18 protein-coding genes are annotated in these 23,278 nt (G+C 38.4%); 5 read left to right on the forward strand and 13 right to left on the reverse strand.

Features of this window, described 5'->3' with window-relative positions:
* The first annotated feature begins 67 nt into the window (after positions 1–67).
* Positions 68–3,820, forward strand: a complete 3,753-nt coding sequence (locus V3Z67_RS02395; protein ID WP_330441818.1) for a gliding motility-associated C-terminal domain-containing protein — start codon at positions 68–70, stop codon at positions 3,818–3,820.
* A gap of 13 nt (positions 3,821–3,833) precedes the next feature.
* The gene (locus V3Z67_RS02400) at positions 3,834–7,589 is read left to right on the forward strand and encodes a gliding motility-associated C-terminal domain-containing protein (RefSeq protein WP_330441819.1); all 3,756 of its coding nucleotides are present in this window, start codon (positions 3,834–3,836) and stop codon (positions 7,587–7,589) included.
* Between the two features lie 49 nt (positions 7,590–7,638).
* Here the strand turns inward: V3Z67_RS02400 and V3Z67_RS02405 are convergent, their stop codons facing one another.
* The 4 genes from V3Z67_RS02405 to V3Z67_RS02420 form a co-directional block, all read right to left on the reverse strand.
* Complete coding sequence (locus V3Z67_RS02405; protein WP_330441820.1) at positions 7,639–8,442, reverse strand: ABC transporter ATP-binding protein; 804 nt, start codon at positions 8,440–8,442, stop codon at positions 7,639–7,641.
* A complete protein-coding gene (locus V3Z67_RS02410; RefSeq protein ID WP_330441821.1) occupies positions 8,442–9,182 on the reverse strand; it encodes an MlaE family ABC transporter permease in 741 nt (246 codons plus the stop codon). The genes V3Z67_RS02405 and V3Z67_RS02410 overlap by 1 nt, the downstream gene beginning before the upstream one ends.
* A gap of 82 nt (positions 9,183–9,264) precedes the next feature.
* Positions 9,265–10,113, reverse strand: a complete 849-nt coding sequence (locus V3Z67_RS02415; protein WP_330441822.1) for a glycosyltransferase family 2 protein — start codon at positions 10,111–10,113, stop codon at positions 9,265–9,267.
* Positions 10,114–10,209: 96 nt separating this feature from the next.
* On the reverse strand, positions 10,210–10,734 hold the full coding sequence (locus tag V3Z67_RS02420) for a methyltransferase (RefSeq protein WP_330441823.1): 525 nt from the start codon (positions 10,732–10,734) through the stop codon (positions 10,210–10,212).
* A 101-nt stretch (positions 10,735–10,835) separates the two neighbouring features.
* Between V3Z67_RS02420 and V3Z67_RS02425 the strand changes: the two genes are divergently transcribed.
* A complete protein-coding gene (locus V3Z67_RS02425; protein WP_330441824.1) occupies positions 10,836–12,305 on the forward strand; it encodes a lipopolysaccharide biosynthesis protein in 1,470 nt (489 codons plus the stop codon).
* Between the two features lie 66 nt (positions 12,306–12,371).
* Here V3Z67_RS02425 and V3Z67_RS02430 read toward each other — a convergent pair whose 3' ends face one another.
* The 3 genes from V3Z67_RS02430 to gcvP all read right to left on the reverse strand — a co-directional run bounded on the left by V3Z67_RS02430 (position 12,372) and on the right by gcvP (position 16,884).
* A complete protein-coding gene (locus V3Z67_RS02430; protein WP_330441825.1) occupies positions 12,372–13,430 on the reverse strand; it encodes a 3-oxoacyl-ACP synthase III family protein in 1,059 nt (352 codons plus the stop codon).
* Positions 13,431–13,550: 120 nt separating this feature from the next.
* Entirely contained in the window at positions 13,551–13,922 is a 372-nt protein-coding gene (locus tag V3Z67_RS02435) for a group III truncated hemoglobin (RefSeq protein WP_330441826.1), read from the reverse strand.
* Between the two features lie 112 nt (positions 13,923–14,034).
* Positions 14,035–16,884, reverse strand: coding sequence for an aminomethyl-transferring glycine dehydrogenase (gcvP, locus tag V3Z67_RS02440; protein ID WP_330441827.1), 2,850 nt, complete (start codon positions 16,882–16,884; stop codon positions 14,035–14,037).
* A gap of 137 nt (positions 16,885–17,021) precedes the next feature.
* Here gcvP and V3Z67_RS02445 point away from each other — a divergent pair, with 137 nt between their 5' ends.
* The gene (locus tag V3Z67_RS02445; protein WP_330441828.1) at positions 17,022–17,840 is read left to right on the forward strand and encodes a hypothetical protein; all 819 of its coding nucleotides are present in this window, start codon (positions 17,022–17,024) and stop codon (positions 17,838–17,840) included.
* On the opposite strand, the gene V3Z67_RS02450 is transcribed toward V3Z67_RS02445, so the two are convergent.
* From V3Z67_RS02450 to V3Z67_RS02470, 5 genes are all read right to left on the reverse strand, one after another.
* Positions 17,835–18,737, reverse strand: a complete 903-nt coding sequence (locus V3Z67_RS02450) for a TIGR01777 family oxidoreductase (protein ID WP_330441829.1) — start codon at positions 18,735–18,737, stop codon at positions 17,835–17,837. The genes V3Z67_RS02445 and V3Z67_RS02450 overlap by 6 nt on opposite strands.
* A gap of 38 nt (positions 18,738–18,775) precedes the next feature.
* Positions 18,776–19,162: a hypothetical protein gene (locus tag V3Z67_RS02455; RefSeq protein WP_035129677.1), complete on the reverse strand. Its 387-nt coding sequence runs from the start codon at positions 19,160–19,162 to the stop codon at positions 18,776–18,778.
* Between the two features lie 11 nt (positions 19,163–19,173).
* On the reverse strand, positions 19,174–19,524 hold the full coding sequence (locus V3Z67_RS02460) for a hypothetical protein (protein ID WP_330441830.1): 351 nt from the start codon (positions 19,522–19,524) through the stop codon (positions 19,174–19,176).
* Positions 19,514–19,846 (reverse strand): hypothetical protein, encoded by a 333-nt coding sequence (locus V3Z67_RS02465; RefSeq protein WP_330121235.1) that lies wholly within the window; start codon positions 19,844–19,846, stop codon positions 19,514–19,516. Before V3Z67_RS02465 ends, V3Z67_RS02460 begins: the two co-directional genes overlap by 11 nt.
* 61 nt (positions 19,847–19,907) lie before the next feature.
* The gene (locus V3Z67_RS02470) at positions 19,908–20,411 is read right to left on the reverse strand and encodes a GbsR/MarR family transcriptional regulator (RefSeq protein WP_330441831.1); all 504 of its coding nucleotides are present in this window, start codon (positions 20,409–20,411) and stop codon (positions 19,908–19,910) included.
* An 89-nt stretch (positions 20,412–20,500) separates the two neighbouring features.
* Here V3Z67_RS02470 and V3Z67_RS02475 point away from each other — a divergent pair, with 89 nt between their 5' ends.
* A complete protein-coding gene (locus tag V3Z67_RS02475) occupies positions 20,501–21,127 on the forward strand; it encodes a hypothetical protein (RefSeq protein ID WP_330441832.1) in 627 nt (208 codons plus the stop codon).
* 45 nt (positions 21,128–21,172) lie between these two features.
* Here V3Z67_RS02475 and V3Z67_RS02480 read toward each other — a convergent pair whose 3' ends face one another.
* Positions 21,173–23,203: a M3 family metallopeptidase gene (locus V3Z67_RS02480; RefSeq protein ID WP_330441833.1), complete on the reverse strand. Its 2,031-nt coding sequence runs from the start codon at positions 23,201–23,203 to the stop codon at positions 21,173–21,175.
* Positions 23,204–23,278: the final 75 nt, after the last annotated feature.

Raw genomic sequence — 23,278 nt, forward strand, 5'->3', positions numbered from 1 at the left:
AGTATAAACCTACGTGAATGCTTAAAGGCATGTGCTTGCTTGGAACAACCAACAAAACCGCTATATAATGAACATAAGCCTTACTGTAAAGCGATTACTTTTTATGTTTTCGTTCCTATTGTTTAGTATGGCAACTTTTGCACAGTTACCTGATTTTACTTTAACGGTTACCCCAACTGCTCAAACCTGTTTGGGTAATGGTGCTTTGGGGTTTTCGGTATCAGGGGTAAACCCGTCGGCAAATATAGATTATACCATATACCTTTTACCCGATACTACAACCCCTGTAGGGATTACTACTTCCTCCACTTACAATAATCTTCAGGCCGGCGATTATATGGTTGTCGCTACACAATCCTTATCGGGGCAATCAAATACACAAACGCAAAACGTTACTATTGATGATGAGACTGTAGAGCTTACTTATCTTTTTGAATTAAAAAATGCAATATGTGGTAACGATGGTCGTATAACGGTAAATGTAACTTCGGGTACGGCGGTGTCGTATGAAATTTTTGCAGGTCCGGTAACAAGACCATTACAGGTATCTAATGTGTTTGATAATTTACCGGCAGGATTATATCAGGTAAGAGTACATGATATTTGTGGTGATGCAGTTGTAGTATCGGTACAGTTAACACAGGCTACAGCAGGTTTAACTCTTGGAGAAATATTAGATAGTTTTTATCAGCCTGTATTACCTGATTGCAATACAGTAACAGTAAATTATGGGTTTGGAAAGCCAGATGGACAGGTTGTCGCTTTTCCTTTATCATTTACGTTTACGGTTTATCCTCCTGGTGGAGGTACACCAACCATAGTAACGGGTGAAACTCAGTCAGACCCAATTGTTGTAGATCTTCCGTATTATCAGGGAGAGGAATACAGTTGTGATATAACAGCAGTTGATGCCTGTGGTAATATATATACTATAGAAGATGTTTTTATGCAACCATCTTTTTCAGGTACCGGACTTCAGGAAATATACGGCTGTGACGATTTTAGTTTTGGTTTTATGCTAATCAATTGTTTAGCTCCTTTTGAAATAGAGTTTCTTTCTGTACCTGCAGGATTTGTCCCATCACAATACAGTACGCTTCATCCTAACTTTGAGTCGGTGGAAGAAATTCAATATGGTTCAGAATCAAACCCGGTTCCTGCTGGTGAATATAGTGTTTTGATTACAGACTCCTGCGGGCAGGAGCTGATTGTAGATTTTGAACTGGAAATGCCAGAGCTGGATATATCGGTAGTGACTCAAAGTGTAGGGTGTGATGGAGTCTCAATAGAACTGGAAGTGCCTTCAAGATTAATTACTGAAGCAACACTTCTAAGTGCTCCTGTAGGTTATCCGGAAACTTTGCCGGAGGATTTGGAGCCTTATATAACAGACGAAGGGAAGGTACTTATGACCGATGTTGAGTTTGGCGTATATGTTTTTGAAGTGACTGATTCTTGTGGTTTTACGTATACAAAAGAAGTTTTGGCAAGTCCTTCCTCATTTAGTGTTAGCGTAGAACAAAGGCCAGGCTGTGACGAAGGTTATGGTTCTATAAAAGTAGATGGAGTTGGTACTGATTTAACAATTGCTGTAATTGAGGCGGCACCGGCAGCATTTACTCAAACGACTCCTTACGATGTTACTTTTAATATAAGTACAAACGGTAATTTTTATATGAATACTCTGCCGGAAGGAGATTATGTATTTACGTTTTCTAACACCTGTGGAGGTACTATAAGTGTTGATATAACAGTTGAAGGATATCATAAAATAGTAAATAGCTATACATTAACCGAAAATTGCGGCTCTTTTGAACTTAATATTCAAAATGCAAGCAACGGTACACAAAATCAACAGTTTTGGTTACAAAAATATTATCCTCAAACAGGGGGATGGGGGCATCCTCAAACCGGGGCTCTTTATGATGAAGGTACTCCCCCTACAGGAGGTAACTCTTTAGCACTGATTAATAATGCAAATAATATAAACCTTGCTTTTAGCGGGCAGTTCAGGATAGTAAAATCATTCTATACCTATAGTAATGGTATTTCAACAAACTTTAAGTGTTTTGAGGTTTTACATGAATTCTATTTTATGGGAGGGCCTAAAATTTTAGACATATACAGCTTTCCTTGTGATGATGGTCTTGCCGAAGTAGCAGTAATGGCCGAAGGGATGCCTCCTTTGGAGTATAGTATTATCCAGAAAGACGGAGAGCCTTTTAGTGTTGATAATGGAGAGTCTAACGTTTTTTCAGAATTGGTAGCTGCTGTATATACTATGAGGGTAACCGATGAATGCGGAAATTTTAGAACTGCACAAATTGATATAAACGAAGCCGATCCAATTGAAATTGAGGCTTCCGGTTTGTGTGACGGTCAAAACGGACTACTTTCGGTACCGCCTTTTTCTTTCCTTAATTATGAATGGTATAAAGGAGATGATCCTGATACTGTTTTAAGTGCTTCAAGCTCTCTTGAATTTACTCCGTTTAATGAAAGTAATGACACCGGAACTTATTATGTAAGAATATCTACCTCTAATCCGGTTTCGTGTATGAATCAAACTCTTGAATATGTTGTGGAGCCTTCTTCCGGATTAAATGCCGGTGATGATAGTGCTGTTTTGTATTGTAATGACGGACAGGCTGTGAATCTTGAGGCTTATTTAAGTAATCCGCATGATGAAGGCGGGATGTGGAGTGATATGAACGGTACCGGAGCCCTAACTGATGGTACTCTTGATATAGCTGATTTACCGGAGGGTGTTTATGAATTTAAGTATATGGTAACTGGTATGTGTAATGCTGCAGATGAGGCCGTGATAACCTTTGAACTAAGGGATATTCCCGAAGCTCCTCTGGTTACACCTTTAGATGGAGTGTGTGAAGGAGAAATGATTCAGCTCGCAGTTACCAATGTGCCAAATGCAGTTTATGAGTGGACAGGCCCTAACGGATTTACGGCTTCGGTACAAAACCCGGTTATTGAGAGCGTGGGTCTTGCCGCAGCAGGTATTTATGAAGTAAGAGCTGTAGTTAACGGTTGCGCTTCTAACGTGGCTACAGTAAATGTAAATGTGAGGCCGTTGCCTCAGTTTGAATTACAGGGAGATACCACATTATGTGAAGGTCAGGAAGGACTCCTAAGTGTTGTTGCTTCAAATTTTGATGAAGCTACGGCAAGTTATCAATGGTATTATGATGATGCTTTGCTAAACGGTGTAACTGCTCCCGATATTGAAATATATGAAACCGGAGTGTATAGGGTAGAAGTGAGTAATGAAGGCTGTGTAACCGAAGAGTCTTTTAATGTAAGTCAGAATAATGATGCTTTTAACGTAGTACTTGATAATGGCTGTATTGATTTTGAATATGGTGTTTGGGTAACAAATGCAGATGAGCTTGACGGTTATTTATTTAACTGGACAGGTCCCGAAGGATATAATGCTACGGGTACACAAATAATAATATCAGAAATGCCGGTGGGTATTTATACAGTAGAAGTTACTAACTCTGATGGTTGTAGTGTAACGGCATCTGTAAATGTTGAAAATACCTATTGCAGGATACCAAAAGGGATATCGCCGGGAGATGATGATTTTAATAATGAATTTGATTTGTCTAATCTAGGAGTACAAAACCTGAAGATATTTAACAGGTACGGACTTAAAGTATATGATAGAGATGGCTATCTCAACGATTGGCATGGACAGTCTGATAAAGGAGAACTCCCTACAGGTACCTACTATTATGTGGCAACGCTCTCGGCAGGAAAACAGGTAACCGGATGGGTTTACCTTCAAAGAAGAACAAACTAAACTACTATAAATTATGTATAAAAATTTTACTCAATTAAAACGATGGTTATTTATACTGTCGTTGTTGTTGTCCTGCACAGCAGTATTTGCGCAGTTGCCTTCCTTTACTGTTACGACAACAGCCACACCACAAACCTGTTTGGGTAACGGGTCGTTATCGCTTTCCGTTTCGGGCACAAACTCTGCAGCTACTATTGATTATACCGTATACTTATTGCCTGATACGACTACTCCTGTAGCTACTACAACCTCAACTACAGTAAACAGTCTTGAAGATGGAGACTATCTTGTTATAGCGACTCAGTCATTGGGAGGAGATTCAAATACAGCGTCAACAAATGTTACAATAACCGATGAAACAGTCGCTCTTAGTTATACTATAATGGGAACTAATGTACATTGTGGTAATGACGGAGCATTAGTTATAAATGTTGCAACCGGTAGCGGACCTTTTACTTATGAAATTATGTCGGGTCCGGTTACTTTTCCGGAACAGGCTTCAAATGAGTTTAATAACCTACCTCCGGGAACATATCAGGTAAGGGTGCACGATGCGTGTGGTGATGCAGATGTGGTTACTCATCAATTAATTACAGCTCAGCCGAGCTTTTATATGGAAGATCCGGGACTTGATTATACTGTTCTTCCCTCATGTGATACTGTAAATATTGGTTTTCTGTATACCAATGGAGGAAGTAATACAGAGGTGTTTTTCCCTCTTGTATTTCAGTTTACTGTTTATCCTCCGGGTGGAGGTGCTCCTATTATAATAAATGAAAACGTTGCATCTGGAAACCCAACAGGTATTAATGCTTTAACGACAGAAATTCCTTTCTATAATGATCAGGAATATACCTATGATATACAGATTACCGATAAATGTGGTAATGTTTTTAACCATGATGATGTAGAAGTTGACGACGCTATTAATTTCGCTCTTTTTGACAATAACCTTGGATGTGAGGAATTTATTATGACTATTGTACCGTCTTTGTATATGCCTCCTTTTCAGGTAACTTTTTTAAGTGCTCCGGCAGGTTTTGTACCGGCTAATTTTAATCCGTCACATCCTACATTTAGTGCACCAGAGGCTATATACGGTTCTTTTAGCAATCCATTACCTATGGGGAGTTATAGTGTACAGGTTACAGATGCCTGCGGTAATAGTGTAGTTCAGGATATTGAACTTACTAATGAGGGTGAACCTAGTTTTTTAACAAGTGTAAATCCTACAACCTGTTTAGGTCAAATTGATATAGCTTTTGATGCACGTGTTTTAGTGGGGGCAGAAATAATTGCTGCTCCTGATTCATATCCTAATGCACTACCGGACGATGTGTCTGAATTTATATCTGATACAGGAGTGTTATTGACTCATATGCCGATAGGTACCTATACAATTGTAGTTACCGATGCCTGTGGGGATGATTATATACTTGAAATTGAAATTACTCCATCGGGCTCCGGCGCCGGATTAACTTTTGATCAACTACCGGGGTGTGCCTTAGGTTATGGATCGGTTAATTTCTATATATCTGGTAATAATATTGCTACTGCAGAAATTACTTCTGCTCCGGCTACCTTTACCGAAACACTTCCTTATGATATATCCTTTAATATTTCAAATGGACAAGTGTATATGAATTCGCTTCCGGCAGGTAATTATACTTTTGCAACTATTGATAATTGTGGTATAGAACATATTGATTCTGTACTAATTGAAGGTTATGAGGATAATCTTGAAAATATAGACGTTATACCATATTGTGGATCGTTTGATTTGCAGTTTTCTCATACAGCAAATAGTAACTTTGCTGTTTCCTACTGGTTACAAAAATATGATGAAGCTACTGATGTGTGGGGGCATCCGCTAACAGGTAGTGCGTATACAGAAGGAGGTCAGCCAAACGGTACAAATTCAAAATTAATAGACAACGGTGATCCAAACCTTAATTTACCTTATTTGGGACATTTTAGGATAATAAGAGTTTTCTTTGTGTACTCTAATGGTATGGTACCAACAACACGATGTGTTTCTACAATACATGAGTTTGATTTTGATGCCCAGCCTAAAATTGTTGATATATACAGCCTGCTATGCGGAAACGATGGTATGTATGTAGCTGTAGAAGCCGAAGGTATAGCGCCACTTCAATATAGTATTACACAGCCGGTTGTTATTGATAACGGGACCGATAATGTATTTGCCAGCCTTACTCCGGGCACCTATAACTTTAGAGTTACTGATGCCTGTGGTAATTTTAGGAATGTACAGATGGATATAAGCGATCTTGAACAGGTTCAAATTGTTGGTGCCGGACTTTGTGATGGTGCTGAAGGGCAGCTATCTGTATCGCAGTTTTCGTTCTTTGATTATGAATGGTGGAAAGAGGGAGCTCCCGGTACTATTTTAAGTACTGCTAATTCGTTAGATTTTGCTCCGTTTAATTCTGATACCGATGCAGGTACTTATTATGTAAGAATGACCTCAACGGGAGGAATTGAGTGTGAACAGGTGCTGGAATATGTTGTTGAGCCAGCTTCGGCTGCTAATGCCGGAGATGATGATACTATAACATACTGTAATGATGAACAGCCTGTAAACCTAAACGACTTTTTAAGTAATCCGCACGATGAAGGCGGTACATGGACCGATGTTAACGGTAGTGGTGCACTTTCGGGCAATATGCTAACAACAGCAGGGCTTACGGCGGGTACATATCAGTTTAGATATCGTGTAACCGATATGTGTGATAATATGGATGAGGCAATTATTATTGTTGAATTAAGAAACATTCCTGATGCTCCGGAAGCCGATCCTGTAGCTGCAGTGTGTGAAGGTGAGAATGTTCAGCTATCTTCCGCAACAGTTGCTAATGCAACTTATGAATGGATAGGTCCTGATAACTTTGCTTCAACAGATCAAAACCCTATGCTTACAGGGGCGGGGCTAGCTGCTAATGGTACTTACCAGGTGCGAGTACTTGTAGACGGATGTGCTTCATCTTTTGCTACGGTTGATGTGGAAATAAAAGCATCACCTGATTTTGTTATTGATGGTGATACTTCGCTTTGTGAAGGGCAGTCAGGACTGCTTAATGTAGTACCTTCTAATTTTGATGAGAATGCAGTGACTTACCAGTGGTATTATGAATCTGATTTACTTGACGGAGTGGATGCTGCAACTATTGAGGTGTTTGAAGTAGGACAATACCGTGTTGAAGTTGATAACGACGGGTGTATTACCGAAGAGATAATTCAGGTTAACAGGAATACCAATGCTTTTGATGTGGTGCTGGATAACGGTTGTAATGATTTTGAATATGTAATTAATGTAGCTAACCAAGATGAACTGGAAGGAGCTACTTATAGCTGGACAGGACCTGAAGGATTTAGTGCCGCCGGGCCGGAAGTGGTAATATCTGAGCTGACTGCGGGTACATATACTGTTGAGGTTACCGATACAGAAGGTTGTATGGCTATAGCTTCGGTAGATGTTGAAAATACTTATTGTAGAATTCCTAAAGGGGTTTCGCCGGGTAACGATGGTAAGAATGATACTTTTGATCTTTCTAACCTAGAAGTACAGGAACTGCTTATATTTAACAGATACGGACTTAAAGTATATGAGAAAGAAGGCTACTTAAACGAATGGCATGGTCAGTCTGATAAAGGAGATTTACCTACAGGTACTTATTACTATGTGGCTACTTTATCTGCAGGGAAACAGGTAACCGGATGGGTATACCTTAACAGGCAGGAAAATTAATTAGTTATTAATACAGCATAAAAAAAGCTTAGCAATTGCTAAGCTTTTTTTATTCATCTTTAATGTTAAGATCTTGTTTTCTTTCTTCGTCATCTTCTTCAAGTAAACTTTCACGTACTTTTTTAAACAGTTCAGACGAGTAAACAAACTCTACTATCGATTTATTTCTTGTTTCAAGTATTTGCTCATTAGTACCTTCCCATTCCTTAATACCGTTTTTAAGGAAAATAATTTTCTCGCCAATTTGCAGTACCGAGTTCATGTCGTGAGTATTGATAACTGTAGTTATATCATATTCTCGGGTAATTTCCTGTATAAGCTCATCAATAAGTATTGAGGTTTCCGGATCAAGTCCTGAGTTAGGTTCATCGCAAAACAGGTATTTAGGGTTGTTTACTATTGCCCTCGCGATTGCTACCCTTTTTTGCATACCACCTGATATTTCGTTAGGGAATTTATAATTGGCATCAACAAGGTTTACCCTTTCAAGTACTTCGTTAACCCTGTCTTTAATTTCCCTCCCTCTTTTATTGGTAAACATTTTTAGCGGGAAAGCCACATTGTCTTCCACATTCATGGAGTCAAAAAGGGCGCTTCCCTGAAATACCATTCCTATCTCGGTTCTCAGACTTCTTTTTTCGTCTCTAGTAAGTTCAGAGTATATTCTTCCGTCAAAAGAGATAGATCCCTTTTCAGGTGTATGTATACCTAACAGGGTTTTTAGCATAACGGTTTTACCCGATCCGCTTCGCCCAATGATAAGGTTGGTTTTTCCGGTTTCAAATGTTGTAGAAATACCTTTAAGCACTTTGGTATCCCCAAATGATTTTTCTATGTCTTTAATCTCTATCATTAGCTTAAAAGTAATTGTGTTATAATGTAGTTTACAGTAATTATAACCACACTGGTCCATACAAATGATGTGGTACTTGCTTTACCTACTTCAAGCGCACCACCTTTCATGTAAAAACCATGGAAGGAAGGTATTGTTGCTAGCAGCATCCCGAAAACAAATGTTTTAAGGAAGGCGTAAAAAACATGGAAGGGTATAAAATCAGTTTGTATACCCTCAAGGAACTGATCGCTTCCTACAAAACCACCATATACTCCCGCAAGCCATCCGCCCATTATTCCTAAAAACATTGATATTGCAATCACAAATGGATATAATGTGAAGGCTATAATTTTAGGGAATATAAGGTAGTTAATGGCATTTACACCCATTACCTCAAGAGCATCAATTTGTTCGGTTACCCTCATGGTACCAATACTAGATGTGATGTATGACCCTGCACGTCCTGCCATAATAATAGAAATAAATGTAGGGGCAAACTCTAATATTACCGACTGCCTTGTAGCAAAAGCAATAAGTGATTTAGGGATTAACGGGTTAGTAAGGTTAAGGGCAGTTTGTATGGCAACAACCCCGCCTATAAAGAACGATATGAATGCTACGATACCCATTGATCTTATAATAAGGTCATCTATATCTTTGAGGATTAGTGACTTCATTACCGACCATTTTGTAGGTTTATTAAAAACCTCCTTAATCATAAGGAAGTATTTGCCTATCTGGTTTAATGCTTTAATCATTTAGTTTAAAAATAAAGGCTAAAGTACCGAATTGTAGCCAGTTTTTAGTATTACTTAATAGTTTTTTAATATGTACGATTAGTTAAAATATCTTCTGTTTTATTTTTTCCCAGCGATACTGCCGTATAAATTTTGCCTGTTCTTTGTTTACAAGCATGGGTTTGTTTTCTTTTTTAGCTTTAAAATATCCGTTTATATAATCGATAAACAAACTGGGTTTGCCTTTTTTCATAGCCAGTTTTAGAGAGGCTATTGCTGTAATAACGAATCCGTAACCCAGAGTATAGAAAGCGGCTCCCTGTTTGTAGCGTGCCGATTTATCATAATTGGATCCGGTAGGTTTTAGATGTTTTACTTTTAGCCTTTCTACTGTAATCACTTCCCATCCGTAAAATTTAGCAAGTAGTTCATCGGCAGTGTCCCAACCCATAGCAGTTCTTAACTTGCCCATTTGCAGGAAAAGTTCTTTACGGTAAGCTTTAAATGCACCACGAATGTGATCTTTATCAGTAAGGCTTTCCAGTATCCATTCGCCGTTTTTCTCTATGTAGGCAAATCCGCCTGCCATACCAGCTTTAGGGTTGTTTTTAAAAACTTCCAGTATTGACTCAAAATAATCAGGAGGTAAAATCAGGTCGGCATCCAGTTTTACGATAATATCATATTCCTCATCTATAGTTTCATAACCGGTGTTAAAAGCCTGTATAACCTTGCTTCCCGGTAGGTGAACAGCATCAGATGCTTTGTTTACCAATGATAACCACGAGTACTTGTCAGTAAACTCCTGTACTATTTCGGCAGTCCTGTCGGTAGAGTTATCATTTACCACTACTGCTTTTGCCGGTAATACGGTTTGTGCTGCCAGTGACTGCAGTGTTGCAGCCATGAAAGCTTCCTCGTTATAAGCCGGAATAATAGTGTAATATCTCATGGTTTACAGAAGTAGGTGCAAATATCCTTAAAAACTTTCAGTTTATAAATTATTAGCAGCTCTAACTGTAATTATGAGGCAGAAACTTTGTGAAAATTATTTAGCTCTTTCGGCATATACGATGTAGTAACGCGGAACAAAGTGCCTTAATAACGGACGGATGCCCAGTTTTTTAGGAGGGTTGGTCCATTTTTTACGGTCCTTAATTACCCATCCGGTTTTTTCAAGAAGCCAGTCCAGTTGCCAGTCTTCAAACTCATGGTAGTGCCTGTCCCACATATCTGTTTTGCTCCTGTAAGCAGAGCTAAACCATAGTCGTAAGGGAACCGATATAATAATCTTATCGCTTTTTACCTTTTGTAAAATGGTGTAGGGATTTAGTAAATGTTCAAAAATCTCAAAAGCAGCAAATACATCATACTCCGTTTCTGTAATGGAACTCTGGTTGTTGTCTATATCTTCTCCGCCGGTATTTATTACGGTATAACCTGCCTCTTTCATGATTTTAGAAAAAGGATTTTCAATCCCAAGGTCGAGCAGGGTGTTTGTTGTAGGGATATGCTTTTTTAAAAAAGCAAGTGTAAGGTTATAGCGTTTGTGCGGAAAAGTCTTTTCGTACATTTTTTATGGAATTGAGTTTCAAAAATATAAAAAAAGTATATCTGTAGTCTCATAAATGAAAAGTATATTTGTTGTTACTTATATACTTTTACACTTAACTATTGGGGAATAAGGTTATACATAAACAGGCATTTTTTTACACTGTAATTAATTACCTGGGAACTGCAATAGGTATTGTTTCGGCATTGTTTATTTATCCTTTGGATTATGGCTTTTCGGGGATTATAAAATTTATCGATTATCTTACCCAGCTTTTGTACCCTGTTATGGTGCTTGGTGCATCGCACGCACTTATTAAATTTTATCCTGCTTTAGATAACCAAAAGAGGAAACAACTGTTTAACTACAGCCTTGTTTCCATAAGTGTGGCATCACTTGTTGTGCTGGTGCTTATTTTTCTGTTTGATAAGCTAACAGGGTATAAGGATATAATATTGGTTTATTTTTCCTTCCCTATAGCTATTTCATTAGCCTTTATTGATTTGTTTAGAAAACAGGCACAACAAATGCAGCGACTCGCCGTGCCTACACTGTTTGAAAAAATAATGCCTAAGGTAGCATTGCCTTTACTCTTTATCCTGTTACTTAATAATGTGCTAGGCGTAAATGAGTCGTTGTTTTTCTATGTGCTTACCTATGTGTTTATATTCCTGTTTACGGGGTTTTATCTTTTTAGATATTTTCAGCCGGGGTATAATTACAGGTTTAAAACACTGTTTGAGGAAATATCAAGGAAGGATTATTTCAGGTACAGTCTGTTTTCTTTTGCCGGGAGTTTTGGGTCGGTACTGGCTTTTAGGATAGATGGTATAGTAGTGTTTAATTTTATATCCGATGAGGCTAACGGTATATTTGGTAATGCGGTTACTATAGCTTCTGCCATGCAGGTGCCTGCTGTAGGCTTATTTGCATTATATGCTCCGATTATTTCCGACTATCTTAAATCAGAAAATTTTAAAGATCTTCATGTAAAATATAAGGAAACGGCAAGGCTACTGTTTTTTATAGGTGCATTGCTGTACAGCTGTATCTTTTTAGGAATAGACGACCTGTTTAGGTTACTCCCGTCTTATGACAAGCTGAGCCAAATGATCCCTGTAATATGTATTTCGGGCTTTAGCGTGCTTATTAATATGGCTACCGGATTCAATACCGAAATCATTACCTACTCCAAATATTACAGGTTTAATATGATTGCTATATTGTGCCTTGTGGGGCTAAATATACCGTTAAACCTTTTTGTGGTGTATTATACTGACTGTGGTATAGAGGGTATAGCCTGGGCTTCGTTCCTTTCGGTAACTTTATTCAATGCTTTGAAAATGGTTTTTATTTACAGGAAGTTCGGACTGCTGCCTTTTGATAAGGCTTTTGTAAAGATGGGACTGATATTCGGACTGTCACTCGCAATAATTTATCTTTTACCGGATGCTTCTAATAACCTTCTTAACCTTGTTTACAAAACCGGACTATCGTTACTGATAAACATCATAGCGGTATATAAACTGAGACTGGTATATCAGGTAAACGTATGGATGGATAAAGCACTTTCGTTTGCTAAAAAGAAATAACCGATAAATAATAAACTAAAAAAGGACAGCCGATAAGCTGTCCTTTTTATATGTTGTAATATATAATTATACTTTGTATACAAAGGCATTTACATTCATACCCGCACCTACCGATGCAAACATTACAATATCACCTTTTTGTATTTCCTGATTTTCAAGCTGCCCTTTGATTAAAAGGTCGTATAGGGTAGGGACTGTTGCAACACTACTGTTACCCAGTTTATGAATACTCATAGGCATTACACCTTCCGGTGGAGTTTTTTTGTGCAGTTTAAAGAAACGGTGGATAATGGCTTCATCCATTTTTTCGTTAGCCTGGTGTATCAGTACTTTTTTAACATCCTCTATAGCTACACCGCTTTTGTCAAGACAGTCTTTCATAGCCAACGGAACGTTAGTAAGCGCAAACTCATATATTTTACGTCCGTACATTTTAATATAACGTACATCAGGATCGTGTGTAACGTTGTATGAATTTCCGAAGAAAAGGAAATAAGCCTCGTCATGAGTGAAAGAAGCTGTTTCGTGTGCCAGTATACCGCCTTCGTCATTAGTAGCTTCAATAATACTTGCCCCTGCACCGTCAGAATAAATCATACTGTCACGGTCGTGTGGGTCTACCACACGTGATAAGGTTTCGGCACCAATAACAAGGCAACGTTTTGCCATGCCTGCTTTGATATACGCCTGTGCCTGTATTACACCTTCTACCCAGCCAGGGCACCCGAATAATATATCGTAAGCCACACATTTAGGGTTTTTAATTTTCAGGCTGTGTTTAACGCGTGATGCCAAACTTGGCAGTATGTCTGTTTGAATGGCTCCGCTTTTTACATTACCAAAGTTATGGGCAAAAATGATATAATCAATAGTTTCTGGGTCTATTTTGGCATCGTCTATAGCTCTTTGTGCAGCAAAATAGGCAATGTCTGAAGTAAGTAGGTCTTTATCCACATAGCGGCGCTCTTCAATACCGGTTATCTGTTTGAATTTTTCTGCTACCTCTTCGTTAGAATAGGGAAGTGGTTTCCCGCCTTCACCTAAAAACTCGTGTTGAGCAAACTCTAAGTTTGTTACAATCCTGGTAGGGATATAACTCCCTGATCCTGTTATTTTGATATTCATTGCTTGTTTGTTTAAAGCTAAGTTAACTATAAAAACGTTAGATTAACCTTAAAAATACTATGCAAGCATATAAATTAAGGATATATAAAAATAAAGTCTTTAAAATAGTAAATTGATAATTTAAGTTGTATGAATTTTTATTTTCATAATTGTAGCAATACTTAATGCTCTTGTTTTTATTTTCTCGGCATTACTTCCTGAAAACAAATCATCTACCGATTGGTTAAAATACCCCAGCCAAATGTCAAAATGTGTGTCTGTTAACCTTTCTTTTTCATTGAGGTTCAAATGCAGCTGCATCACATTTTTCTTATAAGTACCTGTATGAAGTACACTTAATTCCCAAAAATCGGTTAGGTGAGGCAGGTGAGCCTCAAGGTCTATTTTAGCAACATCGGTAAATATATAGCTTATGGCAGGGTCGGTTAAAAGGTGGTTGTAAAACTCCCGCATCAATAGTACTATATCCTCTCGTGTTTCAATGTCTTTCATTATACTTTGATATTTAAGGTAAAGTTAGCTACTATGGTATTGTGTTTTTATGATGCAGGTCAGTATAAATAAAAAGGCTGCCATTAGGCAGCCTTTTTAGGGAATATATTTCTTATTCTTCTATATAAGCTTCGATTGGAGCACATGAACAAACCAGATTACGGTCGCCATAAGCATCATCAACCCTTCTTACGCTTGGCCAGAATTTGTTTTCTGCTAAATACTCAAGTGGGTAAGCAGCTTTCTCTCTTGTGTATGGGAAATCCCATGAATCAGAAGTAAGCATTGCTAATGTGTGAGGAGAGTTTTTAAGTACGTTATTCTTATCGTCTGCAGAAGCCTCATCGATTTCCTTACGGATAGCAATCATAGCATCACAAAAACGATCTAACTCTTCAAGGTTTTCACTTTCTGTTGGCTCAACCATTAAAGTGCCTGCAACAGGGAACGATACCGTAGGAGCGTGGAAACCGTAGTCCATTAAACGCTTAGCGATATCAGTTACCTCAATTCCGTTTTGTTTGAACGGACGGCACTCAATAATCATTTCGTGAGCAGCACGACCCATTTCACCTGTATAAAGTGTTTGGAAGTGACCTTTAAGTCTTTCTTTAATATAGTTAGCATTCAGGATAGCGTGGTGAGTAGAGCTTGTAAGTCCTTCTGCACCAAGCATAGTGATGTAACCATAAGAGATAAGACATACAAGAGCCGATCCCCATGGAGCTGCAGAAATTGCAGTGATAGCATTATTACCACCTGTAGTAATTACAGGGTTTGTAGGTAAGAACGGTACAAGGTGAGCAGCCACACATATTGGACCAACACCAGGACCACCACCACCGTGAGGGATAGCAAATGTTTTGTGCAGGTTAAGGTGGCAAACATCGGCACCAATTGTAGCAGGGTTAGTTAAACCTACCTGTGCGTTCATGTTAGCGCCGTCCATATAAACCTGTCCGCCGTTATCGTGAATAATTTTTGTAATCTCTTTTATAGATGCTTCGTATACACCGTGAGTAGACGGGTAAGTAACCATTAAGCAGGCAAGGTTGTCCTTGTGAAGTTCTGCTTTTGCTTTTAGGTCTTCCACATCAATATTTCCGTTTTCAGATGTTTTAGTAACAACCACTTTCATACCTGCCATGTGAGCAGTAGCTGGGTTAGTACCGTGTGCCGATGCCGGTATAAGCGCAATGTTTCTATGCTCTTCACCTCTTGACTGATGGTAAGCACGGATAACCATTAGTCCGGCATATTCACCCTGAGCACCAGAGTTAGGCTGAAGTGTAGTGCCTGCAAAACCGGTAATAACATTAAGCTGCTCTTCCAGTTTTTTAAGCATTGTTTGGTAACCCTGAGCCTGCTCTAGCGGAGCAAACGGGTGGATGTTATTCCATCTTGGGTAACTTAACGGAATCATCTCTGCAGCAGCATTAAGTTTCATGGTACATGAACCTAATGAAATCATAGAGTGGTTTAGCGAAAGGTCTTTACGCTCCAGTTTTTTAATGTAACGCATTAAAGCGGTTTCACTATGGTATTTGTTAAATACCTCGTGAGATAAGAACTCGCTTGTTCTTATTAATGTAGACGGGATGTGTACAGTTTCTGCAAGTGCAGTAACAGCCTCGGCAGTTTTACCTGTAGCTTCAGCAAATACGGCAACAATATCATTAATATCTTTTAATGAAGTTGTTTCGTTAAATGCGATAGCAACAGTTTCACCATCTATATAGTAGAAGTTAATCTCTTTGTTTTCGGCAGCAGTCTTAACTTTAGCAGCATCAGCCTTAACTACGATAGTGTCAAAGAATGATGTGTTAGTTTGGTAAACACCAAGTTTGTTAAGAGCATAGGCAGTTGTAACAGCACTTGCATGTACTTTGTTAGCAATGTACTGAAGTCCTTTTGGACCGTGGTATACCGCATACATACCTGCCATAACAGCAAGAAGTACCTGTGCAGTACAAATATTTGAAGTCGCTTTTTCACGCTTAATGTGTTGCTCCCTTGTTTGTAAGGCCATACGAAGCGCACGGTTTCCGTTTGCATCTATGGTAACACCAATAATCCTTCCCGGCATACTTCTTTTGTACTCTTCTTTAGTAGCAAAGTAAGCAGCGTGAGGACCACCATATCCCATAGGGATACCAAAACGTTGTGTAGTACCTACAACAACATCGGCTCCAAGTTCACCCGGAGAAGTTAATTTAACTAAGCTTAATATATCGGCAGCAACAGCTGTCTTGATTTCTTTTTCTTTAGCCTTAGCGATAAATCCGGCATAGTCGTAAACCTGACCGTATTTACCAGGGTATTGCAGGATAGCACCAAAGAACTCTTCAGAGAAGTCAAACTCCTCGTGGTTACCAATTACAAGCTCAACACCAATTGGGGTAGAACGTGTTTGAAGTACCGAAAGAGTTTGTGGTAGTATCTCTTCGGAAACGAAGAATTTATTTACGTTGTTTTTCTTTTGGTCGCGGGTACGAACATCAAATAAAAGTGCCATAGCCTCGGCAGCTGCGGTACCTTCATCAAGAAGAGAAGCATTTGCGATTTCCATACCGGTAAGTTCTATTACAGTGGTCTGGAAATTCAATAAAGCCTCTAAACGTCCCTGAGCAATTTCTGCCTGGTACGGAGTATAGGCAGTATACCATCCCGGATTTTCAAAAATGTTCCTTTGGACAGCTGCAGGTACAATAGCAGGGTGGTAACCCAAACCAATGTATGACCTGAATATTTTATTTTTTGCTCCTAACTGATGTATGTGGTTTAGATACTCATATTCCGTCATGGCAGGATCCAGGTTTAGCGGAGCCTTTAAACGTATATCATCCGGTAAAGTTTCATAGATTAATTGGTCTATGGATTCGACACCAATGGTCTTAAACATGTGCTGCAGATCATTCTCCCTCGGGCCAATGTGTCTTAAAGCAAAAGCATCTGTTCTCATATGATATTGTTGCGTGTTTTTTAGAGGACACAAAATTAGTTAATTATATCCAAATTTTAATGTCTTTTTTATCGTGATTTTTAAGAATTTTTTAACCTAAACTAAAACCTGTTGTGAGATTGATTATTTTTGTAAGTATGAAAGTATTAAAACGGATATTTGACCTGTATTTACACGGTAGTATGCACGTGGCAATGTCGGTGCTGGCACTGGTGCTAATGACGAACCATATGTTTAACCTTCCGTTCAATTTTCACATGGCGGGTTTTGCCTATTGCGGTACCATGTTTAGCTACAACTTTATGAAGTATGAAAGCTGGTATAGGTTTAAAAGACCCATTAGTATAAACCTGAAAATAATAACGGCATTAAGCGCTGTGGCTTTTGTGGCAGCGGGTGTTTTTTTCCTGATGCTTAAACGCCAAACCCAAATCACAGGGATTATTTTTTTTGGGTTAACGGCTTTGTATACGGTTCCTGTATTCCCAAAGCGTCCTAACCTTAGAAACCTCAGCGGTATAAAAGTGTATATAGTGGCTCTTTGCTGGGCAGGTGTTACCACGCTGATGCCTATTGTTGAGGTAGGTAATGAAATTGTAACCGATCTTATCCTTAAATTCTGTCAGCGATTCCTTTTGGTACTTATCCTTATCCTGATATTTGAGATAATTGACTTAAGTGAGGATGACCCGATGCTACGCACCATACCGCAAATAATAGGGGTAAAGATGACCAAACTCCTTAACCTGATACTGTTGCTTCCGTTTTATTTTCTGGAGTTTTTTAAAAGTACTATAGACCATATGCAACTTATAGTAAATGTAGTGCTGGTGGTAGCAACGGCTTTATTTACCATATATGCCACTCCAAACCGTAGTAAATACTATACCTTGTTTTGGGTAGAGAGTATCCCTATTTTCTGGTTTGGACTCGTGGTACTGGCCAGTTATTTATAAATTTTGCAAAGCAGTACTCAATTCAGGGTAGGTAAATGTAAAACTGTTTTCCTGTAATCGCTTAGGGATTACATTTCTGCTTTTTAGAATCAGTTCGGTTTCAGTACCTATTATTTTTGCTCCTATTTCAAGCATTGTTTTGCTAACAGGAATAGCAAAAGAAGCTTTAACCTGTTTTACAATTGCCTTCATAAAGTTATTATTACGAATAGGAGTGGGGCTTACAATGTTTATTACGCCCTCTGTTTGGGTATTGATTACAAATTCTATGGCGCGGGCAAAATCATGCTCATGAATCCAGCTTACATACTGCCTGCCATTGCCCTGTTTGCCGCCCATTCCCAGTTTTGCTAATTTCCTTAGCATAGGGTACGCGCCTCCGTTTTTACCCAAAACGATAGAAGTACGCAAAGCCGTTTTAAGTGTTTGCGGAGTTTCGGTCCTGAAAAATACTTTCTCCCATGCACGTGCCACTTTCATTGAAAAGTCAAATCCCTTGTCGCCATTAATCTCATCCATCTGTTTGTGGTAAGAGCCTTTGTAAATGGTAGCGGTAGATGAGTTAAGCCAGTGCTTAGGCGGATTTTTACATTGTAATACTGCCTTGTTGAGTATTGCAGTGCTGTTGAGGCGAGATGCCATAATCTCGTTTTTGTTTTGCTCGTTATACCTACAGTTTACCGATTTACCCGCCAGATTAATAAGTACGTCGCTGTTTTCCAGTTCAGTTTCCCAGCCGCTAAAGGTTCGGGCATTCCAGTGTACATATTTTATATTACCCGTGGTGCGTGATTTACCGCGGGTAAGAATAACAATCTCATCAACTTTGTTTTTAAAGTGCTCGCTAAGAATGCTGCCGAGAAAGCCTGTCCCGGCAGCGATAATCATCTTTTTCATAACATTTTATAATTCAAGGTAAGGTGTGGTTTAATGTTTTACTGTTTATACGTTACATACTCTTCCGGTTGGTTTCCTTTAGCTTTTCTTTTTCCTCTAAAAAAGAAGTACAGATTTAAAAATAACATGATGCCTAAGTAAATAGAGAAACCGCCTATTTTATAACTTAGGGTTTCTACCAAGTCCTGATAAGAATTGTCATCTAGGCTTATTTTTAAAATCATTAATGCAAAGCCTAGGTTTAAAAGGTAAAATCCGGTTTCAAAAAGTTTGTTAGTGGCATTGGCTATTTCTTCGCGACCTTTAAATATGTCCAGCATAAAAATCTTGCTGTTTTTAAACAGAGTTCGAGATACTGTAAATGTTAGTGCTATAGCAACAGGAAGGTAAATGGCATAACCGATTAATATTTTTGTAGTTTCCATGATGATAAAATTTAGTCGTTAATAATTTTTTGAACGTATTTGGTTAATATGAATATGTTTAGATAATGTAGTATGCAAAGTATGCTGATTATTATGGCCGACTTAACCGCTATGGTTTCTATAAGGCGTTTAAAAGTGTTTACGGTTTCCCAGTTTAGTAATGTCATTGCCGCATAGCCTATGTTTACCAGATAGTAGCCTAACAGTAGTATCTTATTGATACGCAGGCATAATTCTTTATCGCCATGTAGCAATTCCAATACATAGATGTTTCCGTTTTTATAGCAAATTTTCCCTACCACCACAATGATGTAAATAATTATGAGCAGGAAAATGACGTATGTAAGAATATTAAGGTTCATTTTTTTTCTCTCTTTTATATAGTGTGCGAATGATATTAAAGTGGTATATAGCAAGTGCTGGGGGAAGAAAGAATATTGCCTCGTTGTTAGGGTACAGTTTCCATAATAAAAAGAATAGTATGGTAAGTGTACTATATATGTATAGATGTACTTCTTTTGGGTTTTTATAAAAGGAAATTATAGCAAGAAGAACCTGTAGTCCGCCTGTAACCATTGTTGAGAGCAAGGCAAATATCAAAAAATCCTGATTAAATACTCCTAACGTGGCTATTGCAAACGGGAGTGTTACAGCAAAAATGTTTATTCTGTAAATATATTTCATGATTTATTTTTTGTTTTAAACTTTCAGAAAAAAATGAAAGTTTTGGTTAAAAAAAATGATGTTATTTCATCATCTTCATTAAAAGTTTAGTAAGCCAGTTATCTTTATACTCAGTAGCTTTTTCAATTATATTGTCGGTTTTTAAAACAAATTCATAGAGCTTGTCGGTTTGTTCGGCAAAATATTTTCCTTCGGTTGTTTTGGTATCTACATCGGTAGATACTTCTTTTAAAACTTTAAGTGCCGGTTTAATTTCGCGTTTGCTTCGCTCTTTAGCAATTTTAATGGCAAGCTCATCAAGATCTTTCTCAGCTGTAAAAAACTCCCTGCGTTCTCCGTGCTTAAATTCTTTGTATACAATTCCCCAGTCAATAAGAGCACGAATGTTCATACTGGCATTACCACGTGATATTTGTAGTTCTTCCATAATGTCTTCCATAGAAAGCTGTTCGTTACTTACCATAAGCAGGGCATGTATTTGAGCCATTGTTTTGTTTATGCCCCATTGTGAGCCTAATGCCCCCCAGGTTTGTACGAATTTATTTTTTGCTTCTGTGAATTCCATGAGCCAAAGATATAAACTTATTTTTAAACTTTCAAAAATATATGAAAGTTTATTTTCTTTTAATGGCTATATTTACATAAAAGCTTGTTATGAAATGTGTTATATTATTTTTGGTTGCTCTGTTGGCTATGGGGTGCAAGGAAGAAAAGCATCCTAAAATTGAGATTTATTTGTTAAAGCACAGATTAGCTTTTGTTGATGCTGTACCTTTTAAAGAAACTTCCAAATACAAGGAAATTGAATACGACAGGGCTAAGGATATTTTTAAAGATGCCCAGTTTGATACAATAAGAGAGGAGGTAGTCTTTGCAGGACAGTTTGAGGCCGATTCGGTCGATTTGCAGTCAGAACCTTTTATTGATGATAGTGATATTAAGGCCTTTGATTTAAGGGCTAATAAGTTGATGCTTAGTAAAAAGGTTATAAAGCGGATTTGCAATTTATATCCTGATAGAAATTTTGGAGAGCAATTTGTTATAACCGTTAATAAGGAACCAATGCTTACAGGCTATTTTTGGAATACGCAATCGGCTGTTAACTGTAGATGGTATTACATAGAGTGTTTAGATAATGAGGCATTTCCGGATAACGGTTTTGATACGGATATTGTTACCTTATATAGTGGTGTGAATAGTGAAAAAGTAGAACAATATGGCTTTACACGACATAAAGAGCTTATAGCTGCCTTTGAACAAACTCACAGACTAGTCGAATAAAAAAAAACTGCTAATATTATTAGCAGTTTTTTTGTTTTATAAGGTTTATGATAACAGTCCGGCTCTTTTTAATAAAGCTTCCGGTTTAGGCTCCTGCCCCCTAAAACGTTTATAAAGTAGCATAGGGTGTTCTGTTCCTCCTTTAGATAATATGTTGTTTTTAAACTTATCGGCAGTTTCTTTATCAAAAATACCTTTCTCTTTAAAGTATTCAAAAGCATCGGCATCCAGTACCTCAGCCCATTTGTAGCTATAATAACCGGAAGAATATCCGCCTTGGAAAATATGAGAGAATGCAGTACTCATGGCATTTTCCTGTACATCAGGGTAAAGCTGGGTAGGGGAGAACTGTTCGGTTTCAAAACTTTTAACATCTCCTATCGCAGCCGGATCCTGTGCATGCCAACCCATATCAAGCAGCCCGAAACTTAACTGACGCATAGTTGCCATACCTTCCTGGAAAGCGGCACTATCCTTGATTTTTTTAATGTACTCCATAGGGATAACTTCCCCTGTTTTATAATGGTGTGCAAAAAGCTCTAATGCTTCCGGTTCGTAGCACCAGTTTTCCATTATTTGGCTTGGTAGCTCAACAAAATCCCAGTATACGCTGGTGCCCGAAAGGTTAGGGTAAGTGGTATTTGCCAGCATACCGTGAAGCGCGTGTCCAAACTCATGGAATAATGTGGTGACTTCATTAAATGTAAGTAGTGATGGTTTGGTTCCTGTAGGTTTTGTGAAATTACATACTATAGAAACATGCGGTCTTTCGTTAACGCCGTTTTTAATGTATTGTGATTTAAACGATGTCATCCATGCTCCGTTACGTTTCCCTTTTCTCGGGAAAAAGTCGGCGTAAAAAATAGCTACAAGGTTACCCTTTGTATCTTTTACCTCATAGGTCCTTACATCCTTATGGTATTTGTCTATATCCTGAACTTCGGTAAACGAAATGCCGTATAATTTCCCTGCAATGGTAAAGGCTCCGTTAAGCACTTTGTCCAATTCAAAATAGGGTTTCAGTTTTTCGTCATCGAGATTGAATAGTTTCTGTTTTAGTTTTTCAGCATAATAAGCACCATCCCATTTTTCAAGATGATCCAGTCCGTCCAGTTCTTTAGCGAAAGCAGTAAGCTCAGCAAATTCTTTTTGTGCTGCCGGCTTGGCTTTTACCAATAGGTCGTTTAGGAAGGTGCGAACTTTTTCCGGGCTTTCTGCCATGCGTTCTTCCAGTACAAAGTCGGCGTGCGATTTATAGCCTAAAAGATTAGCGCGCTCGTGGCGAAGCTTAACTATCTGCAATACGGTTTCCTGATTGTCGAACTCATTATTCTGAAAACCTTTTGCTCCAAATGCCAACGCCATTTTTTTACGCAGTTCCCTGTTATCGGCATAAGTCATAAACGGCATATAGCTTGGGAAGTCAAGTGTGAAAACCCATCCGTCTTTCTCAAGGCTTTTGGCTACTTCATGTGCAGCTTCTATAGCTCCTTCCGGAAGTCCCGAAAGATCTTTCTCATCTGTTATATGCAGTTGGAAAGCATTGGTTTCTGCCAACACATTCTCACCGAACTTAAGGCTTAGTTGAGAAAGCTCTTTATCAATTTCACGAAGTCTTGACTTTTTGTCTTCCGGCAGGTTGGCACCATTACGGGCAAAGCTTTTGTATTTCTTTTCCAGTAATGTGCTTTGTTCAGGGGTTAGTGTAAGGCTGTCTCTTTTGTCATATACTGCCTTAACCCTTTCAAACAAATCTTTGTTTAAGCGGATATCATTGCTGAATTCCGAAAGCAGAGGCGAAACTTCCATGGCAATTTTCTGGATATCGTCATTGGTTTCTGCCGAATGCAGGTTGAAAAAGATGCCCGATGTTCTATCCAGCATGTCGCCACTAAAGGAAAGGGCTTCGATAGTGTTTTCAAAAGTAGCCTCTTCCGGGTTAGAGATAATTTCGTCAATCTCTTTTTTTGCCGCTGCAATCCCTTCGGTAAAAGCAGGAAGGAAATCTTCTGTTTTTATGGAGTTAAAGGGAGCTGTATCGTGTTTTGTATTAAATTTTTGGGTAAGTGAATTCATAGTCCTGTTTAAGATTTTTTAATCATAACTGTGTTGAAACGGTCAACAACTATACCAAAGGTATACTTTTTACCC

It is taken from the genome of Flavobacterium sp. C4GT6 (assembly GCF_036347315.1).
Lineage (GTDB): Bacteria > Bacteroidota > Bacteroidia > Flavobacteriales > Flavobacteriaceae > Flavobacterium.